Annotated in this window: 12 protein-coding genes; 6 read left to right on the forward strand and 6 right to left on the reverse strand. The window is 70.6% G+C overall.

Annotated features, from left to right (window positions below; translation table 11 throughout):
• The first annotated feature begins 385 nt into the window (after window positions 1–385).
• Window positions 386–1,474 carry a pentapeptide repeat-containing protein gene (locus ACFC0G_RS37890; protein WP_376413177.1) on the forward strand — a complete coding sequence of 363 codons (1,089 nt, stop codon included), beginning with the start codon at window positions 386–388 and terminating at the stop codon, window positions 1,472–1,474.
• Between the two features lie 190 nt (window positions 1,475–1,664).
• On the opposite strand, the gene ACFC0G_RS37895 is transcribed toward ACFC0G_RS37890, so the two are convergent.
• Entirely contained in the window at window positions 1,665–1,922 is a 258-nt protein-coding gene (locus tag ACFC0G_RS37895) for a hypothetical protein (RefSeq protein WP_376413100.1), read from the reverse strand.
• A 1,832-nt stretch (window positions 1,923–3,754) separates the two neighbouring features.
• Here ACFC0G_RS37895 and ACFC0G_RS37900 point away from each other — a divergent pair.
• Window positions 3,755–4,213: an RICIN domain-containing protein gene (locus ACFC0G_RS37900; protein ID WP_376413103.1), complete on the forward strand. Its 459-nt coding sequence runs from the start codon at window positions 3,755–3,757 to the stop codon at window positions 4,211–4,213.
• Window positions 4,214–4,334: 121 nt separating this feature from the next.
• Here ACFC0G_RS37900 and ACFC0G_RS37905 read toward each other — a convergent pair whose 3' ends face one another.
• Both ACFC0G_RS37905 and ACFC0G_RS37910 read right to left on the reverse strand, forming a co-directional pair.
• The gene (locus tag ACFC0G_RS37905) at window positions 4,335–6,095 is read right to left on the reverse strand and encodes a DUF4157 domain-containing protein (protein WP_376413106.1); all 1,761 of its coding nucleotides are present in this window, start codon (window positions 6,093–6,095) and stop codon (window positions 4,335–4,337) included.
• Between the two features lie 149 nt (window positions 6,096–6,244).
• Entirely contained in the window at window positions 6,245–7,396 is a 1,152-nt protein-coding gene (locus ACFC0G_RS37910) for an ISAs1 family transposase (RefSeq protein ID WP_376413108.1), read from the reverse strand.
• Between the two features lie 274 nt (window positions 7,397–7,670).
• Here ACFC0G_RS37910 and ACFC0G_RS37915 point away from each other — a divergent pair, with 274 nt between their 5' ends.
• The 3 genes from ACFC0G_RS37915 to ACFC0G_RS37925 are packed head-to-tail and all read left to right on the forward strand — an operon-like array spanning window position 7,671 to window position 12,991.
• A complete protein-coding gene (locus tag ACFC0G_RS37915; protein WP_376413111.1) occupies window positions 7,671–9,239 on the forward strand; it encodes an IS4 family transposase in 1,569 nt (522 codons plus the stop codon).
• The gene (locus tag ACFC0G_RS37920) at window positions 9,224–12,571 is read left to right on the forward strand and encodes a S8 family serine peptidase (protein WP_376413114.1); all 3,348 of its coding nucleotides are present in this window, start codon (window positions 9,224–9,226) and stop codon (window positions 12,569–12,571) included. Before ACFC0G_RS37915 ends, ACFC0G_RS37920 begins: the two co-directional genes overlap by 16 nt.
• Window positions 12,572–12,625: 54 nt before the next feature.
• Window positions 12,626–12,991, forward strand: coding sequence for a hypothetical protein (locus ACFC0G_RS37925; RefSeq protein ID WP_376413117.1), 366 nt, complete (start codon window positions 12,626–12,628; stop codon window positions 12,989–12,991).
• Window positions 12,992–13,184: 193 nt separating this feature from the next.
• Here ACFC0G_RS37925 and ACFC0G_RS37930 read toward each other — a convergent pair whose 3' ends face one another.
• Both ACFC0G_RS37930 and ACFC0G_RS37935 read right to left on the reverse strand, forming a co-directional pair.
• The gene (locus ACFC0G_RS37930; protein WP_376413120.1) at window positions 13,185–13,856 is read right to left on the reverse strand and encodes a response regulator; all 672 of its coding nucleotides are present in this window, start codon (window positions 13,854–13,856) and stop codon (window positions 13,185–13,187) included.
• On the reverse strand, window positions 13,853–15,043 hold the full coding sequence (locus tag ACFC0G_RS37935) for a sensor histidine kinase (protein ID WP_376413123.1): 1,191 nt from the start codon (window positions 15,041–15,043) through the stop codon (window positions 13,853–13,855). The genes ACFC0G_RS37930 and ACFC0G_RS37935 overlap by 4 nt, the downstream gene beginning before the upstream one ends.
• 262 nt (window positions 15,044–15,305) lie before the next feature.
• Here ACFC0G_RS37935 and ACFC0G_RS37940 point away from each other — a divergent pair, with 262 nt between their 5' ends.
• Window positions 15,306–16,592, forward strand: coding sequence for an alpha/beta hydrolase family protein (locus tag ACFC0G_RS37940; RefSeq protein WP_376413125.1), 1,287 nt, complete (start codon window positions 15,306–15,308; stop codon window positions 16,590–16,592).
• Between the two features lie 517 nt (window positions 16,593–17,109).
• On the opposite strand, the gene ACFC0G_RS37945 is transcribed toward ACFC0G_RS37940, so the two are convergent.
• Complete coding sequence (locus ACFC0G_RS37945) at window positions 17,110–17,820, reverse strand: peptidase inhibitor family I36 protein (protein ID WP_376413128.1); 711 nt, start codon at window positions 17,818–17,820, stop codon at window positions 17,110–17,112.
• Window positions 17,821–17,859: the final 39 nt, after the last annotated feature.

Below are 17,859 nucleotides of genomic sequence, written 5' to 3' on the forward strand. Positions count from 1 at the left end.
CGCTAGTGGACCAGCGTGACCAGGAGCCGGTCGACGAAGACCAGGCGCTGCTCGGGCCCGGCGCCGGCCGCCCGCCTCCGCCACACCGCTCGTGGAGCGCCGACTCCCGCGCGGCCTGCCACCGGGCGCGAGTTCTTTGAGTAACTCGCCGAAGTGTGCGCGCGGGACCCGGACAGGGCAGGATCGGAACAGGCCGCACGGGCCACGTGCACCTCACAACTCACTCAACCCATAAGGCCGTTCTCATGCCACGGGCCAGTGCCACAGCACTCTTGATCGTTTACTAAGTGGAGCCTAAGCTCCTGTGCCCATGGAGATGGGGGAACCGGACCGTGGGCGGCGGGCACGGCGCGACGGGCTGGGCAGGCGTCGCGCAGCCGTGGCTCTGCTGGCCGGGGCGGCGGGGCTGGTCGTTCTGGGCGCAGTGTTCGTCCTACTGCCAGGTGTAGTGGTGGACCACGATCTCGCCGGGTCGAGCGTCGCGGCACAGGATCGACTGAAGGCGGTGAACGATGTCCGTACGACGCTTTTGCAGGTGGTCGGCGGCGTGGTCGTGCTCTTCGGGGCGTTTGCCACCTGGCGGCAACTGCGGGTGAGTCAGGACGGTTTGCGCGCCACCCAGGAGGGCTACGTCACCGACCGGTTCAGCCGGGCCGTCGACCAGCTCGGGAGCGACAAGCTGGATGTGCGGATCGGTGGGTTGCACGCGCTGTGGCGAATCGCGGAGCAGTCCGCCCGCGACCGGGAGGCCATCATCTCCATCCAGGCCGCGTATCTGCGTACGCACCTGCCCTGGCCACCCGCCGGGCCGGAATCACCGGCGGCAGGCGTGCCCATCAACGACATCGCACCCCTGGAGACTCGCGCCGCCGACGCTCAGGTGGCGCTGACCGCACTCGGCGTGCTGTGCCAACACCGGGAGCAGTCCTGGGTCAATCTCAGCATCACCGACTTGCGCCGGGCCGACTGCGACGGACTCTGGTTCCCCGAGGTCAACTTCGACCGTGCTTGCCTGGAGGCCGCGGGCCTGTACCACGCCAATCTCACCCAGGCGTCCCTGGTCTCGGTCAACCTGCGGCACGCCGACCTCACGACGGCGATTCTCCGCCGGGCTCGCTGCATTCTGGCCGACCTACGGGGCGCGAAGCTGGTCGAGACCGACTTGCGAGACGCCGACTTCACTGAGACCGACCTGCGCGAGGCGAACCTGCGCAAGGCCGTCGCCCATGGCGCGGTCTTCCGACGCGCCGATCTCCGCATGGCCGACTTGCGCGGCACCGACTTGAGCACCGCCAACCTTGTCGAAGCACGCCTGACCGGCGCCGTGGCCAGCGAGCACACCCGCTGGCCCGCCGACTTCGACCACGCGGCCGCCGGAGTCGTCGACACCGATGACCCAGGCCCCGAGCCCTCGCCCCTACTCCAGCCCCCGGGGATGACGTGGCAGGCGCCGCAGCTGCGGTCCGCTCCCTGACCAAGACGCGCCGGTCAAGACAGCGGCGACCGCGATCCGCCTGACGGCACCACTCCTCCTCAGCGGCGACCTGATCGCCCAGGGGCAGGGACCGCCAGGCAGATCCGGAGCTGGCATGTCTCCCAAGCTTGTACGCGCTGGCTTTGTTCACGAGAACGGGCGCTGGTTCAAGTTCTGTGGTGCGTCTCGTCTACTCGCCCGAGGCGATCCGCTGGTCGCTGTTCCTGGTTGTGGAGCGTTCCTCGCCGCCGTCCGAGAGTCTGGCCGGTACCGATTGGAGAAGCTGTTGTTCCCCGGCTCGCAGCAAGACCTCGAGCCGGCGCCCGGCGACATCACACACGATCGTCGTCAGCTCAGCGATGATCTCGAGGTTGGTGCCTGGGGCTCCGAGCTGGAGTTTCGACATGGTGCCGTCGACGGTCGAGACAAAGGCGTGCTCTGCGGTCACGGCCAGGTGGGCTTTCTGCCGCCCGCGCCGCCAGAGTGAATTGCCTGCGTGCCGGGTGGATCTTGGCGTAACGGCCCAGGAAGTCGCTGATTGCGGCATCAGGGCTGCCATAGGCCACGGCTGCGGTGAAGTGGGTGTCGCTCACGAGGCCGACGGCGATAGCGCTTGCCTCGACAACGGGTTCAGGTCCCTGCAGTTCCACAGCGGCCTGCGCCGACAAGATCTCCTCGATGGAGACCTCCCCGGCAAGCTTCAACGTCCGCCTGTGGAGGTCCGTCGGCGTCCACGACGTCGCAGCGCCCCTGAGTTCGGCCTCGGCCCGCTCCTCATCGACCCGGGTCGATGCCGCGTTCGTATGCGTGCAGGGCAGCTAAGAATGACGCGTAGGCATCGCGTTGATGCTCCTGACGCACTGCATCCACTGGCCCTCGCCGGGATCCCCTGCCTTGCGCGATTCCGGCGGCGAAGGCGGCACCGGCCGCGATCGCAGCTACAGGAGCAGCAATAAGTGCGGCCGTCACAGCAGGATCCATGCTGTTGATCCTTTCCTGCACGACGCACCTCTGGCAGCTCTTTTGCTGCCTTCCAGCCGACACCGCGTGTTGAAGAGCAAGGTCACGGAGTCCTGACCGTGACCTTGAGGCTGCTGCCTGAGCCAGGACTCCGGGGCCGTCCCGTCCTGCCCGCGTTCACATGAGCCGGTAGGCGGGCGCGGCCCGGCCCCGCGGGGTGACACGGGGCTGGGCCGACGGCCGCGCACGGCAGGAGCGGGGCTGCGGGGGTCACTGATGGGGCTCCCCGAATCTGGCTCTGGCCGGAGTTCCGTGAATTGCCTGGTCACCGGCATGGAGGGCGCGTGGATCCAGAACCACTCCGGAGGCCGCTACCCAGCAGCCACAACCTGGCCGGCCGTGACTTGGGGAGGTTCAGGTAGCAGCGACGAGAGGTTGTCCCGTACGAAGTCAGCGGCCCTCTTGACCGACTCTTCGGCTCCGGCTTGGTCTTCAAAGACGCTGGTGGAGAGCATCACTCCATCTGCCGCGTCAACCCAGTAGTAGGCCACGAATCCAGGCACTTGGCGTAGGAGAGGTACGAACCCCTCTTTCACTCGGCGCCCCGCCTCAGCAGGATCAGTCACCCCTTCATACCGTCGGACTACTGCGTACATGGCTGATCTCCTCATGGATCCCAAGGTCACCTCGTGCGAAAAGACCTACCCCCACCGTGCGTCGCTGGCTCGCGGGAGATCCGGAAGGCACTCGGATAGGCGCATCGATGATCCAAGACGGCATCCACTGTAGCCAAGGCGGGGCGGGCGAGGTGGCTTTACGAAACTGCGGCCAGAGCCGATTCAAAATCAATGCCGGGAAGATAGGGCCGTGAGCAGGCTGTCAAGGGTGGGGGCAGGGGGCGACAGTGATCGTTGTTGTTGCTCTCTGTAACGCCTTATGGTTCCTGGTCTCGTTGTAGGCGAACTTGGACTGGCTGCGTTTCACGCGGCGGGGAAGGATCCGTGGGCGCCGCTGTTTGGGGCCCACGGCTCGGGGGTTGAGGGTGGCAGCGGTGATGCGTGGTGTCGCGCCGACCTCTGCGTGAGACGCCAGGTCGGCGTTGATGACGGTGTGGCGAGCGGTACGGAGTGTGACGGTCAGTGAAATCCGGTCCGGGCCGAGGCCGACCGCCGTGGCCGTCTGCGCCGCAGTGCGCCGAGCGGCCTGGAACACGATGAACAGTCCGAGCCCGCCGAGGACAAGGCGCCGACCCCCGTCGACGCCCGTGCCGCCGCCCGTGCCGCTGCCGCTACCGGCGACAAGCCGGTGCCCCGGCCCGGAGTGGACCCCAAGTCCGTCGTACCGCTCGGGATCAACGCGTACGGCTGGATCCGGAACTACAACTCCGGCCTCTGTCTCGCCGTGCCCGGCGGCAGCCAGAACCCCGCCACGCAGCTCAACCAGTACGGGTGCGGAAGCTGGGCCGACCACTACTGGGAGGTCCGGTACGAGGGCGACGGGCGCGGCGAGCGCTGGTACTCCGTCCGGAACAAGAACAGCGGCATGTGCCTGTCCGCCGACGCCGCCGGCACCGGCGACTTCGTCCCGGCCACGCAGTACCCCTGCGGCCTGTACGTGGACCAGTACTGGGCGCTCCGCTACGACAGCGCCAAGCAGGCCAACCAGTTCGTGAACTGGAACAGCGGCACGTGCCTCGCGGTCCTGAACGGCAGCACCAACTCCACGGCGCCCGTCATCCAGTACACCTGCGGCACCTACCGCGACCACTACTGGAAGTAGACACCCGGCGGAGGAAACGCCCGTGCCCTCGGATGAGGACCCGGGCACGGGTTTCGCCCTGGAACCACCGGTGAGGTCGGGATGACGGAACGGTGCGCGTCCGCACTCCCTGCCGAGACTGTCAGTCCACCTCGTCGGAAGACTCGGACGAATCGTTCTGGAAGTACCTGCTACGGGCCAACTGCTCGGCTATCTCATCCACGTCACCGGTCATCGGAACCGCAGCGCGCATCGCGCCCCCTGCGCCGGGAAGCACACGCGGCCCGATTCCGACTGTCGCCCCCGAAGAAGGCGCCTGGTTCTCAGAGTCTCCAAGGAGCGTCAGATTCTTCGCCACCCTCTTCTCGTGGCGAGCCGCCTGGTGACCTTCCAAGCCTTGACCAAATGCGCGAGGGTTCGCGACAACCGTGCTGATCGCGCCGTGCGTAGAGAACCACTCGGTGGGGATGGCCTTGCCGGTCATGGCCTTCCACACGTCACCCGCAAAGGTCGAGCAGTTGTGAAGGGCGAAGCTGTAGTCGGCCTGAGCCCTGGCGTGGACGAGGTGGTATCCCGCGACGACGTCCTTCAAGGGGACCGTCTTGCTCTCCCTATGAGTCGCCGGACGAGCGTACGACTCAGGGCAAAGAACGCCGCCCTTCACACTGCCGAACAATGTTCGGTAACGGTTATCCATCGGGTAGAACCCGAACGAGGTGGATCTCCCCCCTGTCCCCTTGATCTCGATCCAGGCGTGCCCGCCGGCCCGCTGGAGTTCGGCACTGCCCTGGTCCACCTTGAACGTCACCTCCAGTTTTTTGTTGGGACCGCCCCCGCTCAGCTCGTTCGTGAGCAGGTCGTGCAGCTCATTCAGGCTTTGGTGCCTCGGCAGGTAGGGAAGCTGCTCATGAGCTGAGCCTGCCGCGGCCATTCCCGGAGATTCGGATTCGGATTCGGATTCGGATTCGGACGACGAGTATGCGACGTCATTCGATGGGGGTGGCGCTGGGATCCGGCGGAACGGCCGCGCGCCGCGAGCCAGTCGGTCGGCCCGTCCCACAATGTCGTCCAGGTCCGCCCGGTCCCCGCCCTCCATGCGCTGCACGGCTCCGTCCGCCATCGGCGCATGCCCGTGCCCGGCCGCGGAGACGGCATCCGGCGTGGGCGTGGGCGTGGGCGTGCGCTGGGCGGTGACGGACGGAGCGGTAGCGCCACCGGCGCCGAAGGAGACGCCATCCCGATGCGCAGTGCGCTCAGAACCCTGGTTGGGGTCGGTGATCGTCACTCCGGCAGCGTTGCGAATACCGGTCTCAAGCGTCCCCTTGAGGTTTTCGTTCACATGGCTCAGCTCGTGACCCATGACCGTCTTGTCGGCGACGGCCCTCGGGGGAGCGAAGATGTGGGTGCCGACCGTCATGGCCTGGGCTCCCAGAGCCGCAGTGGCCCGCTGAGCCACCGGGTTGTCGTGGAGCTGCACGGTGGGGAGATGGGGGTTCTGGAAGAACGGCACCGCCTCCGCGAGCAGGGAGTCGGGAAGCGAACGGCTCGGCGACGCCATGGCAGCGTCGAGCAAGGCACTCTGTCCGACCGGGCTGCTGTCCGCCAGGGCCTCATGGCCTTCCGCGGGCTCCCCGCCCCGGGGACTCCGTTGGACAGCTTCGACCTGCGCGGACCGCTGGACCTCGGATCCGCGTCCCTGATGCCCGCATGCGGGACCATGCTGATGCTGGCCCGGAGTCCATGGATGCCCAGCCTGGCGGAGCAGCTGCACTACGGCGGTGTTCCCCGCGCTGCTCTGCAGTGCGAGGAGCCTTTGAACCGCAGAGCCGCCAGAAGTCGCCGACCGTTGCTTGACTGAGGAATCAGGTCCGGCCTTCTTCTTCTCTTCCTTGGCGAAATCCATGATCACTCCCCTGGAGTAGACGACGAGAACTTCCTACTCACCCTCGCCACCAGATGCCAGGTGCGAAAGGGCAGACCTCGCGACCATGGAGGCACAGAAGATCGACGCCAGGGGTGTCGCAAAGTCCGGTGATCTTGTGAGTGCGCTGGTCAGGCGATGCCCAGGAGGTCGAGTGGGCGGGTGAAGGGCTCGTAGGACACGTGGAGGAGGCCGGCGGCGATGTTGCGGTGCCCTGCGGTGCGGAGGGCGTTGATCGCCAGGTTCCGCAGGGTTGCCATGTTCTCCGGGCCGTGGCCTGTGCGGATCTTGGAGGCGTCCTCGGCGAAGGTGGTGTCTCGGACGACGTGGAGCCGGTTCTCGATGGTCCACTGCAACCTGGCGAGTCGGCCCAGCCGCTCGGGCGAGGCTTCCTGCGAGGTCAGGTCGGTGATCGCGTAGACGGTCTGGCGACTGACGGTGCCGGTCTTGAGATCGGTGCGGTGTCGCAGGATGCGTGCGGCCTGGATGGCGTGGGGATAGTCCAGGCCGAGGCTGGTGACGGTGAGTGCCCTGGTCACGCAGGTCTCCCTGCGGCCGTGGCCGATCTCGCGGTCGTAACGGCGCGCGGTGACGTCCTTCCATGGCAACGCTCGCAGCCGGCGATGTAGTTCGGGCTGGTTGGCCTTGACCACCAGCAGGTAGTGGGCCTTCTTCTCCTCGACCGGAAACCGCACGTGATTGCGCTGGGTATGCAGGGCGTCGGCCGTGACGGTGACCCCGGCCAGGTCGTGGCGCTCCAGCAGGGCGGCGAAGCAGGTGATCTCGTTGGTCTTGCCGGGGACGCGGAGTTGGGTGACGGTCCGCCCCTCGCCGGTCATCGCGGCCAGGAGGTGGGCGGCGGGTGAGGTGCCGTGCCGAGAGCCGCGGGCGGTCTTGCCGTCCAGGGCGATCGAGTCCGACCCTGCGGGATCAGCACCGGTCAGATCGGCCAGGCCGCCGGGGCAGACCAGGCCGATGACCCGTCGGATCGTGGCGGCACTCGGCGCGACCCGCACGCCCGGTACGCCCACGATCCGGGTGCCGAGGCGGGCCAGGGCGTGCTGCGGGGCGTTCGCCGACCACTGGCCGATGGCCGCGTACGAACGGGCGCCGCCGGCCACCGCCGAGGCAGCGACCAGCAGCACCGCCACGAACGGGTGACGCACCCCACGGCGTCGCCGCGGGTCGGGTAGCAGTTGCAGCCGCTCCACCAGCGGCAATCCCGCCACGCCGTCCAGCGCGGGCGACTTGATCAGGCAGTCGGTGGCAGACTGACGGCACATCGAAGCTCCGGTGGTACGAGGCGACTTGGGAAGGTCACCCCGTTCAACCGGAGCTTCGTTGCGTTCGTGACGGGCCGACCCGAACCCTCACACCGCCGTGAACAGCGGACTCATGCGCCGACCGGGACTTTGAAACCAATGCCGGGAAGATAGGGCGGTGAGCGGGCTGTCAAGACCTTGGGGGAAGTTGATGTAGGGCGGCGGGTCTTGGCGTAGGACGGGAGCTGACCAAGATGCCGTACCTGCGGGAGCTGTGTTGCCCACCCAATCTGGCGTGCCGATCCGCGCTGATTCCGGCCGAGGCGCGTTCGCGGCCGGGCATCTCGGCGAGCTGACGCAGATCATCACGCCGGCCGTGGTCGACGAGGTGTTGAGGGCGACGTTTCGGGTGGAGAGGCGGGTCCGCAAGCTACCGTCGCGGGTGGTGGTGTACTTCGTGCTGGCCATGGCGCTCTTTCCTCGCGAGGGATACCGCGGTGTGTGGGCCTCGCTGGTCGCGGGGCTGGCAGGGGAGGTCTGCGATCGCTCCGCCGCCGCGTTGCGCCAGGCCCGCCGCCGGATAGGGCCTGAGCCGCTCGCCCTGCTGTTCGACCAACTCAAGGGCTGCACGGCCTCAGCGGAAACCCTCGGCGCGTGGTGGCGCGGGCTGCGAACGGTGGCCTGGGACGGGACCACCCTCGAGGTGGCCGACAGCCCGGCCAATGCCGCGTTCTTCGGCTACTACCGGGCACGTCGTGCCTCGACGTATCCGCTGGTCCGGCTTACCGCCCTGGTCGAATGCGGAACTCGGGCGCTGGTGGATGTGGTGACAGGGCCTGTCTCCGACAGTGAGAAGAGCCAGGCCCAGCAACTCTGCGGGGCACTACGACCGGGCATGCTGCACTTGGCTGATCGTGGTTCCGACGGCCTGGAGCTGATGCGGCAGGCAGCCGGCACGGGGGCGCATCTGTTGTGGCGGATCAACACCGGCCGCATCCTGCCCGCCGTCCACGTGCTCGAGGACGGAAGCTGGATCTCCATGGTCTCCACGCCCACCGGGCGCAACCAGCTGGTGCGCTGGGTTGACCGCGACCGACGTCGCGGGGTGGCTCCCCAGGTCCATGGTGTTGCCGTGCGGGTCATCGAAGCCGACATCACCGTGACCGACCAGGCCACGGGAACCTCGCGCACCGGCCGTTTGCGTCTGGTGACCACACTTCTGGACCACTGCCGTTACCCGGCAAGCGAGTTGGCTGCTTTGTATCACGAGCGGCGGGAGGTCGAGACCGCCTTTTACGGGCTGAAGGTCACCGCGCTCGGCTCGGGAACTGTCCTGCGCTCCCATCACCCGCGCGACGTCTTCCAAGAGCTGCTCGGACTGTTCATCGTGTTCCAGGCCGCTCGGCGCACTGCGGCGCAGACGGCCACGGCGGTCGGCCTCGACCCGGACCGGATTTCACTGACCGTCACACTCCGTACCGCTCGCCACACCGTCATCAACGCCGACCTGGCGTCCTTCCACACGCCCGGTCCCTGGACACCTCACGAACCACCCGCTAAGCACCTCGCCAGCTCTTCAGGCTCCTCCGCACCCGGAGCCAAGATCGCCCGAAGTGTCTCAAGATGTGCTGTCTATCCGGCTGTTCGCGGCGGAAGAAGGAACCCGCCCACCCCTTCCGGCGCGTCTTTCGCGTCTTCATATGGTCAACGTTCCGTCACAGAACGATCATTGAGTGCCCCGGAACGCCCTCGACATACTTCAGGAATCCGGGGCGTACGCATGTCTGAATACGCCTCCGTTCGGGCCAGGCCCCCGCCCGCCCGATTCGCTCCTGAGCAGGGGGAGTTTTGCGCACACCAGTAAACAAGGCGTACGCGGTCACGGTCGCCGCCGCTGCCGCCGTGGCTCTGACAGCGGGTATGACCAGCCCGGTGTCGGCACAGGACGGCGGCCTCACCACAGCGTCACAGGCCGGCGGCAAGAACGCCGGGCCGGGCAAGAACGTGCACACCGTCGTCCTGATCACCGGCGACCGGGTCCTCGTGGACGCCAAGGGCCGGGTCGCGGGCATCGAGCGGGCCAAGGGCCGGGAGGACATCCCCTTCTTCACCCAGGTCCACGAAGGCCGCACCTACGTGATGCCGCGCGACGCCCGGCGGCTTGTCGCCGACGGCACGCTCGACCAGCGGCTGTTCGACGTCACCGGACTCGCCGAGCCGGAGAGCCGCAAGGCCTACCGGGGCGGGCTCAAGGTGATCGTCGGCTACCGGGGAGCGGCGGCCCAGTCCGCCCGCAGCGAGGTGCGGGCTTCCGAGGGCACCACCGTCAACCGGACCTTGCCCTCTCTCGGCGCCGATGCCGTCACCAGCGCCACCGACAGCACCGAGGCGCTATGGGAGGCCCTGACCCGCCCCCAGGCCGACGGCTCGGCGGCGAGGACCTCCGGCATCGCGAAGGTCTGGCTGGACGGCGTGCGGAAGGCTTCGCTCGACCGCTCCACCGGTCAGATAGGAGCCCCCGCGGCCTGGAGCCGCTCGCTCGACGGCACCGGCGTGAAGATCGCGGTCCTGGACACCGGTATCGACGACACCCACCCGGACCTGGCCGGACGGGTCGCGGCGGCACGCAACTTCAGCCGCTCCGCGGACACCGTGGACCGCGTCGGGCACGGCACGCACGTCGCCTCCACCGCGGCCGGTACGGGAGCGAAGGACAGCCGCTTCAAGGGCGTGGCTCCCGGGGCGCGGCTGCTCAGCGCCAAGGTCCTCGACGACCACGGCTACGGCAGCGACTCCGAGTCCATCGCCGGGATCGACTGGGCCGTGGCCCAGGGCGCCGACATCATCAACATGAGCCTCGGCAGCGCCGACCGGCCCGGGATCGACCCACTGGAAGCCCACATCAACAAGGTCTCGGCGGAGAAGGGCGTCCTGTTCGCCGTCGCCGCGGGCAACCTCTGGGATCCCCGCCCCGGCACGGTCAACTCGCCGGGCACCGCCGAAGCGGCCCTGACCGTCGGTGCCGTCGACGACGACGACCGGCTCGCCCCCTTCTCCGCGCACGGTCCCCGCAAGGAAGACCACGCGGTCAAGCCCGACATCAGCGCTCCCGGCGTGGGGATCACGGCCGCCGCCGCGACCGGCACCCCGGACCAGAACCCCCCGGGCTACGTCGGCCTGGACGGTACGTCGATGGCGACCCCGCACGTCGCGGGCGCCGCGGCGATCCTCAAGCAGAAGAACCCCACCTGGACGGGGGCGCAGCTCAAGGCGGCCCTGACCGGCTCTGCCAAGGGTGGCGCGCAATCGGTCTTCGAGCAGGGCGCGGGCCGCCTCTCCGTCGACCGGGCGATCGACCAGACGGTCCTCTCCGAAGGCGGACCGCTCCACCTGGGCCGCCCGCAGTGGCCCCACGACGACGACGCGCCGGTCACCAAACAGGTCACCTACCGCAACGGCGGCACCGCCGATGTGACGCTCGACCTGTCGCTCGAGGCGCCCACCGGCGGCGACGGGCAGCCTGCGCCCGCCGGGTTCTTCACCCTCGGGGCACAGCGGATCACGGTCCCGGCGGGCGGCGCCGCCTCGGTGGACCTGACGGCCGACACCCGTATCGGCGGTGCGATCGACGGCTCGTACGCGGCCACGGTCGTCGCGTCCGGGGCGGGCCAGAGCGTGCGCACCCCGGCCACGGTGGACCGTGAGGTCGAGTCCTACGACGTCACCTTCGAGACGGTGGGACGGCCCGACGCGCCCGGCGCCGTCTGGGGCGCAGACCTGTACGGCTACCAGGGCCTCGCCTCGGAACAGCAGTTCCTCCCGGACCTGTCCGCGGGTTCCGCGACGGTCCGCCTGCCCCGCGGCACCTACAACCTCCAGGCCGACATGCAGGTCGACCCCGCCGACCCGCGCAAGGGCCTCGACCTGATCCACAACCCCCGGCTCACGGTGACCGGACCCACCACCGTCACCCTCGACGCCCGGACCACCAGGCCGGTGACGGTCAAGGTGCCGGACGAGGCCGCCCGGCAGACGCGCGTGGGGATGTTCTACACGGTCTCGACGGCCGAGGCCGGGTACTCCCAGGGCTTCGACGCGCGGAGCTTCGACAACGTCCGTATGTCACGGCAGGGCTCGGTGGGAGCGGACGTCACCCTCACCCAGCAGTGGTCGGCCCGCTGGGAGCGGGGCACGAGCGTCTACCAGACCCTCGCGGGCGGCGCGGTCAAGGAACTGCCCAACGGATACGAGAAGGTCTACACGGCCAAGGATCTCGCCCTGATCAAGGTAGGTTTCGGGGCGTCCGCACCCGGCGTCGCCGGAGCTCTCTCGGCAGAGGGCTCACTGCCGGACGCGGGCGGCTTCGTCGACTTCTACCCCGCCCACCCGGCACCGGGCACCCAGAAGCTGTACCTCAGCACCGACGACGGGATCGGCTGGAGCGTCACCGCGCTCGTTCTGGGCGAGGCGGACGCCGACGGCGGCCGGCCCATCGACGTGGCGTACTCCCTCGGCACCGAGCCCCAACTGAAGCCGGGGAACACGTACACCAGGAACGTCAACGTCGGTGTGGTCGGACCCCGGATGGAGCCCGGCGAGGGGATCGTCCGCTCCGACGACGACATCTTCGGCGCGTTCACGATGGTCAGCGACGGAGCGGGCCACTACGGGAACGCCCGCTACACCAGCGCGACCACCACAGTCCACCGCAACGGTGTGCTGTATGCGCAGAAGGACGGCGCCGTCGACCGGGAGAGCTTCACGCTGCCGGCGGAGTCCGCGACGTACACGGTGGCGACCACGGTCAACCGCGACCCGAAGTACAACCACACCGGCACGCGCATCGACGCCTCGTGGACGTTCACCTCAGCCCGCAGCGCTGGCGCCCCGGCGGAACTGCCCGTCTCCACGGTCCGCTTCCAGCCGAAGCTCGCGCTGGACTCCACCGCTCCAGCGGGCGTCCTCCAGACCTTCCCCGTCGTCGTACAGGGCGCGGCAGCCGGAGCCAACCTCAAGACCCTGAGGGTCCAGGTCTCGCGCGACGGCCAGAACTGGCGGTCCGTCCCGGTCGTCGCGGGCAAGGTCACCGTGCGCGCGCCTGAGAAGGGCAAGGCGCTCTCCCTGAAGGCCGTAGTCACCGACAAGCAGGACAACCGGTCGACGGTCACCGTCCACAACGCCTTCCTCGGCAAGTGAATCTCGGCACATAAGCAACACCACCGAGCCGGCCCGGCGTCACCCATTCCCCTGGTGGCGCCGGGCCTTCGCGCGTCCCGCGCCCGCGCCGTGCGCGAGGAGCTGTTCGGCGAGGTCGAGTTCGTCGTCGGCCTGGTGGGGGTCGAGGAAGGCGACGGCGAGGGTGCGCAGGGCTTGGTTGTGGGCGGCCTCGCCGGATTTTGCGTGCTGTTCGGCTTCGAGGCGCCCGGCCAGGTGGGCGTCGGCCGCGCGTGCCAGCTCTCCCTGGAGCCACCACACGTCTCCGAGGGCCCGCTGGTGACGCCCTTCCCAGCCCAGGGTCCGCGCGGCGGCGAGGGTGGTGGGGAAGTCCCCGGCCAGGCGTGCGGCCTGGGCCAGCCGACCGTCGCCGTCGGCGACCTGCTGGTAGCCCCGGCGTGAGTCCGCGCTCTGTCCGATGGTCAGGACGATGATCCGAGAGAAACGGCCCAGCTGTATTGACCCGCACCGCGACCCTGAAAGCGGTCAAGGACCTCTACGGCACCACCAGCGCCGAGTACGCCACGGTCGCCACCGCCTGGACCGCCGTCAGGTTCGCCTGAGCCGCCGGCCCCCGCCCGACGGCCGCCCACGCCTACCCCGGCCCGACCAGCCCGCACTCGTACGCGAAGATCACCGCCTGCACCCGGTCCCGCAGCCCCAGCTTGGCCATGACCCGGCCGAGATGCTTCTTCACCGTGGGCTCCGCGAGACCGAGGGCGGCGGCGAGTTCCGTGTTGGTCAGGCCGCGGGCGGCCCCCAGCAGGACCTCCCGCTCGCGCGCGGTCAGCACGCGCAGCCGCTCCGCGTCGCCCCCGCCGCTGTCGTCCCCGGCGGCGGGGAGCCGGTGCGCGAAGCGGTCCAGCAGCCGCCGGGTCACCCGGGGGGAGACCACGGCGTCCCCCCGAGCCACGTCGCGGATCGCCCCCAGCAGCTCCTCCGGCCGGCTGTTCTTCAGCAGGAAGCCGGAGGCCCCGGCACGCAGCGCCTCGAAGGCGTACGTGTCCAGGTCGAAGGTCGTGAGCACCAGCACCCGCGTCCCGGGCACCTCGCGCAGCAGCCGCCGGGTCGCCTCGATGCCGTCGGTGCCCGGCATCCGCACGTCCATCAGCACCACGTCCGGCCGCAGCCGCCGCGCCAGCTCCACCGCCGCCGCCCCGTCGGCCACCTCCCCGACCGGCTCCATGTCCGGCTCGGCGCGCAGGATCATGCCGAACGCCAGCCGCAGCAGCTCCTCGTCGTCCACCAGCAGCACCCGGACGCTCACGGCGAGCTCCCGGGATCCAGCCGTACGAAGACCCGCCAGCCGCCGTCCGGCCGAGGGCCCGCCTCCAGCACCCCGCCGAAGGCCGCGGCGCGCTCCCTCATCCCCGCGAGACCCCGCCCCGACCCGGCGGTTCCCGGCCGCCCGGTCCCTCCGGCCCGCCCGTCGTCGGTCACCTCGACCGTGACCGCCCCCGGCGCGCAGGACACCCGCACCTCGGCGCGCGACCCCTCCGGCGCGTGGCGCAGCGCGTTGGTCAGCGACTCCTGGACGAGCCGGTGCACCGTCAGCTGCGCCGCGGCCGGCACGCCGGTGGCCTCGCCGTCCACCCGCAGCCGGGTCACGAGGCCCGCCGCCTCCATCCGCTCGCACAGCGCCCCGAGCTGCCCGATCCCCGGCGGCGACCGCCGGTCGGCCCCGGGCCTCGCGTCGGGACCGGTGACGGGACCGGCGTCCTGGAGCAGGCCCAGCGCCCGCCGCATGTCGGTCAGCGCCTGCCGCCCGGTCTCCGCGATCCGGGCCGTCACGGCGGAGGCGTCGGCTGGCCGGGCGTGCCCGAGAGCGTCCGCCAGTGCCACCACCACCGACAGGCCGTGCGTCACGCTGTCGTGCAACTCCCGCGCGATCCAGGCGCGTTCCTCCTCCACCGCCCGACGCTCCAGCTCGTCGCGGTCCCGTTCCAGCCGCGCCAGCCGCTCCGCCCGCGCGGCCCGCCGGATCCGGGCGTTCGCCCCGAGCAGCGCGCTCGCGGCGACCGCCGCCGTCATCGCGGCGGCCGAGGCGAGGAACCGGCCCTCGGGCGCCCAGCGCGCCGCCGCCAGCACCGCCCCGGCCACCGCCACCAGTGCCGCCGCCCACACCGACCGGTACGGCGCCCGCGCGGTCACCGTCCCAAGGGCGACCAGCAACGCCGCGTCGGCCGGCAGCTGGACACCCAGCAGCCACTGCGCGAACGCCGCGGCGGCGATCACCGCGAACGCGGCCCGGGGCGCCCGCCGCCGCCACACCAAGGGCAGCACCAGAGCGGTCTGCAGCGCGAAGCCCGTACCGTCCGCCACCCGCCCCGGCCCGAGCGTCACCAGGAACAGGGCCGCCGCGAGCGCCGCGTCCGCCACCAAGGGCGGCACCCGCCCCGGCAGCCAGGCGAGGGCGCCCGGCGGGCCCGTCCGTACAGCGCCGGTCTCGGCCATCGTGTCCGTCCTCGCGTCCGCGTCGTCCGGCGTCCTCGCCGGAGCCCCACGGTAGGGCCCCGCGCCCGCTGAGGCGTCCGCCCACCGGCGGACACCGGGGGAGACCCCGGAACACCGGGGGCTCCTCCGCGCGGAGGAGCCGACGCTCCCTGGGGCGACCCGCGCCCACCCGCGGGATCGTCCCCCGGCAGGGCGCTCCGCACCCCCCGGCGGCGGAACCCTGGTAACGACCCCGCAGCCGTACCGCCCGAGGAGCCCGCCCATGCCCCCGACCCGCCGCGCCCTGCTCGGCACGCTCGGCGCCGCCGCGCTCGCCACCGTGGCCGCCGCCCCCGCCCCCGGACACCGCACGGCGGCCCCCGCCCCGGGAAGCCGCCCCGCCGCCCCGGCCGGGGGACACGGCCCCACGCCCGCCCCCGGCACCCCCGTCCCGCTGCGCCTGCCCGCGCCCACCGGGCCCTGGCCCGTCGGCACCGTCGCGCTGCACCTGGTCGACGACAGTCGCCCCGACCCCCTCCTCCCCGCCAAGCCCTACCGGGAGCTCATGGCCGGCCTCTGGTACCCGGCGGAACCCGGCGCCGGGCACCCGACGGCCCCCTGGCTGCCCCAGGCCGCGGCGGCCGACTGGGACGCGCAATCCGCACCAGCCCTCGGCGTCCCCGCCGGCGTCGCCGACTGGCGGGGGATCAGGACCCACGCCCGCACCGGCGCGCCCGTCGCCCGCCGCGCCGGCCGGCTGCCCGTGGTGCTGTTCTCCTCCGGCGACGGCGGCTCGCGCGCCCTCGGCACCACCCTCGTTGAGGAGCTGGCAAGCCGCGGCAACCTCGTCGTCGCCCTCGACTCCACGTACGAGGCCGAACAGGTCGAGTTCCCCGGCGGCCGGGTCGAACGCGCCCTCCCGCTCCCCGACGACCTCACCGCGGAGGTCATCGCCGCCCTCCTCGCCGGGCACTCCCGGGCCCGCCTCGCCGACGCCCGCTTCGTCCTCGGCGCACTCGACCGGCTCGCCCGCGGGCACCGCCCCGACACCGGCACCGACCCGCTCCCGGACGGGCTCGCCGAAGCCGCCGACCCCGCCAGGACCGGCGTGCTCGGGCAGTCCCTCGGCGGCTCCGTCGCCGCCCAGCTCGCCCACGACGAGCCCCGCGTCCGCGCGGCGGCCAACCTCGACGGCGCCCTCCTCGGACCCGTCGCCGACAGCGGCCTCGCCAAGCCCTTCCTGCTGATGGCCTCCGGTACGAAGACCCTGCGCACCGAACCGAGCTGGGCCTCCTGCTGGGCGGCGTCCACCGGCCCCCGGCACGCCCTGCGGCTGCGGAACGCCGCCCACGGCTCGTACACCGACCTTCAGGTCCTCCTGCCCCAGCTCGTCCGCCGCATCCCGGTCCCCGACGCGGCCGGACTCATCGGCACCGTCGACCCCCGGCGCTCCCTGGCCGCCCAGCGCACCGCCGTCGCCGCCTTCTTCGGGCGGTACCTGACGGGGCGGCCCACCGGCTTCCTCGACCGGCCCGGCGACGACTGGCCGGAGCTGGAGGTGCTGCGCTGAACCGGCTCGCCCGGCGGCCCGCGCCGTGCTCGGCCTGCTGACACAGACGGAAAACCGTACACGGCCACGAACCTGAGTGCCCACGAGAGTCTGCTGCGGTCCAGGTCGATGGCGTGGACCGGATGGTGAACGTCGGCGCGCACTGCTCCGCGAGCTCGATCACCAGCTCCAGCTGGAACCTCAACAGGAGCCCTGTACCCGTAGTGATGAGACCGAGCACAGTGACGCCCACACCTACGTGGTGGTCCAGGACCCACCTGCTGAACCGGGGCCCAGGGCCGGGCGATGATCGAGGGTCAGTTGCCCGGGGTCGGCACCCAGCGCCCGGCTACGGGCGCCGGGTGCCGACACGGTCGACATACGGGTACCTGTCGAGCGGGCCGCCTCATGGTGCTCACCGCCGAGTATCACGCGCTTGCGTCTCGGGCTCGACCGCACGCTGTCGCCGGTGTCCTGCATGTGCCTGCTCAGGACGCCGGCGGATAGGACGACGCCAGCGCGAGGTTCTTCCCGTCGGTCACATCTCTATGTAGTCGGCTTTGTCGTTCCAGGTCCCGCCGGTCCAGTAGTCGGCTTTGGTGAAGTTGTAGCAGGCGAGGTTGCCCATGGACATGTACGGGTCGGTCATCCCCGTGCGGGCGTCGTAGACGAGCGCACCGCCCATGTCGCGTTTGACGCAGCCGGCACTGGCCTGGTCCCGGAAGCTCCAGTCCGCGAGCTGCTTGGTGCCCTTGGCAGACCACTGAAGCCGGCGCCCGGTGTAGTCGGAGTTCTCCCACGGGCACACCCACCCGTAGCTGCAGTCGCCGGACGCGGTGGGACCGAGCTGTCCGCTCTCCTTCGCCGACGCTCCAGCGCTTCTGCCGCCCTTCGCGACGGTCGGGGCGATGGCGGCGAGTGCCCGGTCCGCCTCCTCGGCCGTGTCGTAGCAGAAGACCTCACCGCTAGGTGTCTCGGAACAGGCCTGGGCCCCCTGCCAGCCGTTGGCCAGGTCGATCTTCTTTCCCTTGTAGGTGGCGATAACCGGTTTGTCTTGGCTAACTGCTCCTGCAGCTGGGTCTCCTTGGCCTGCGTGGCAAATCCGACCTCGGGCGAGGTGGAGGGCTCCGGTGCCGCGGTTGCGGTTGCCGCGCTTGGCATCAAGGCGCAGAAGGCGGTGGCACCCGGGACGAGGATGCGTCCAAGGCGCATGCTGTGTCTCCTGTGGTGGGTTGTGCGACTGATTCACAGGAATCCCACAGCAAACTCTGGGTAAAGGAGGTGACCG

The sequence above is a fragment of the Streptomyces sp. NPDC056169 genome (assembly GCF_042268445.1).
Taxonomy (GTDB): Bacteria; Actinomycetota; Actinomycetes; order Streptomycetales; family Streptomycetaceae; genus Streptomyces.

Excerpts from the sequence above, each read along its gene's own strand:
- ACFC0G_RS37940 (WP_376413125.1), top strand. The coding sequence starts at position 15,306 with ATGCCCCCGACCCGCCGCGCCCTGCTCGGCACGCTCGGCGCCGCCGCG.
- ACFC0G_RS37910 (WP_376413108.1), bottom strand. The coding sequence starts at position 7,396 with ATGTGCCGTCAGTCTGCCACCGACTGCCTGATCAAGTCGCCCGCGCTG.
- ACFC0G_RS37905 (WP_376413106.1), bottom strand. The coding sequence starts at position 6,095 with ATGGATTTCGCCAAGGAAGAGAAGAAGAAGGCCGGACCTGATTCCTCA.
- ACFC0G_RS37935 (WP_376413123.1), bottom strand. The coding sequence starts at position 15,043 with ATGGCCGAGACCGGCGCTGTACGGACGGGCCCGCCGGGCGCCCTCGCC.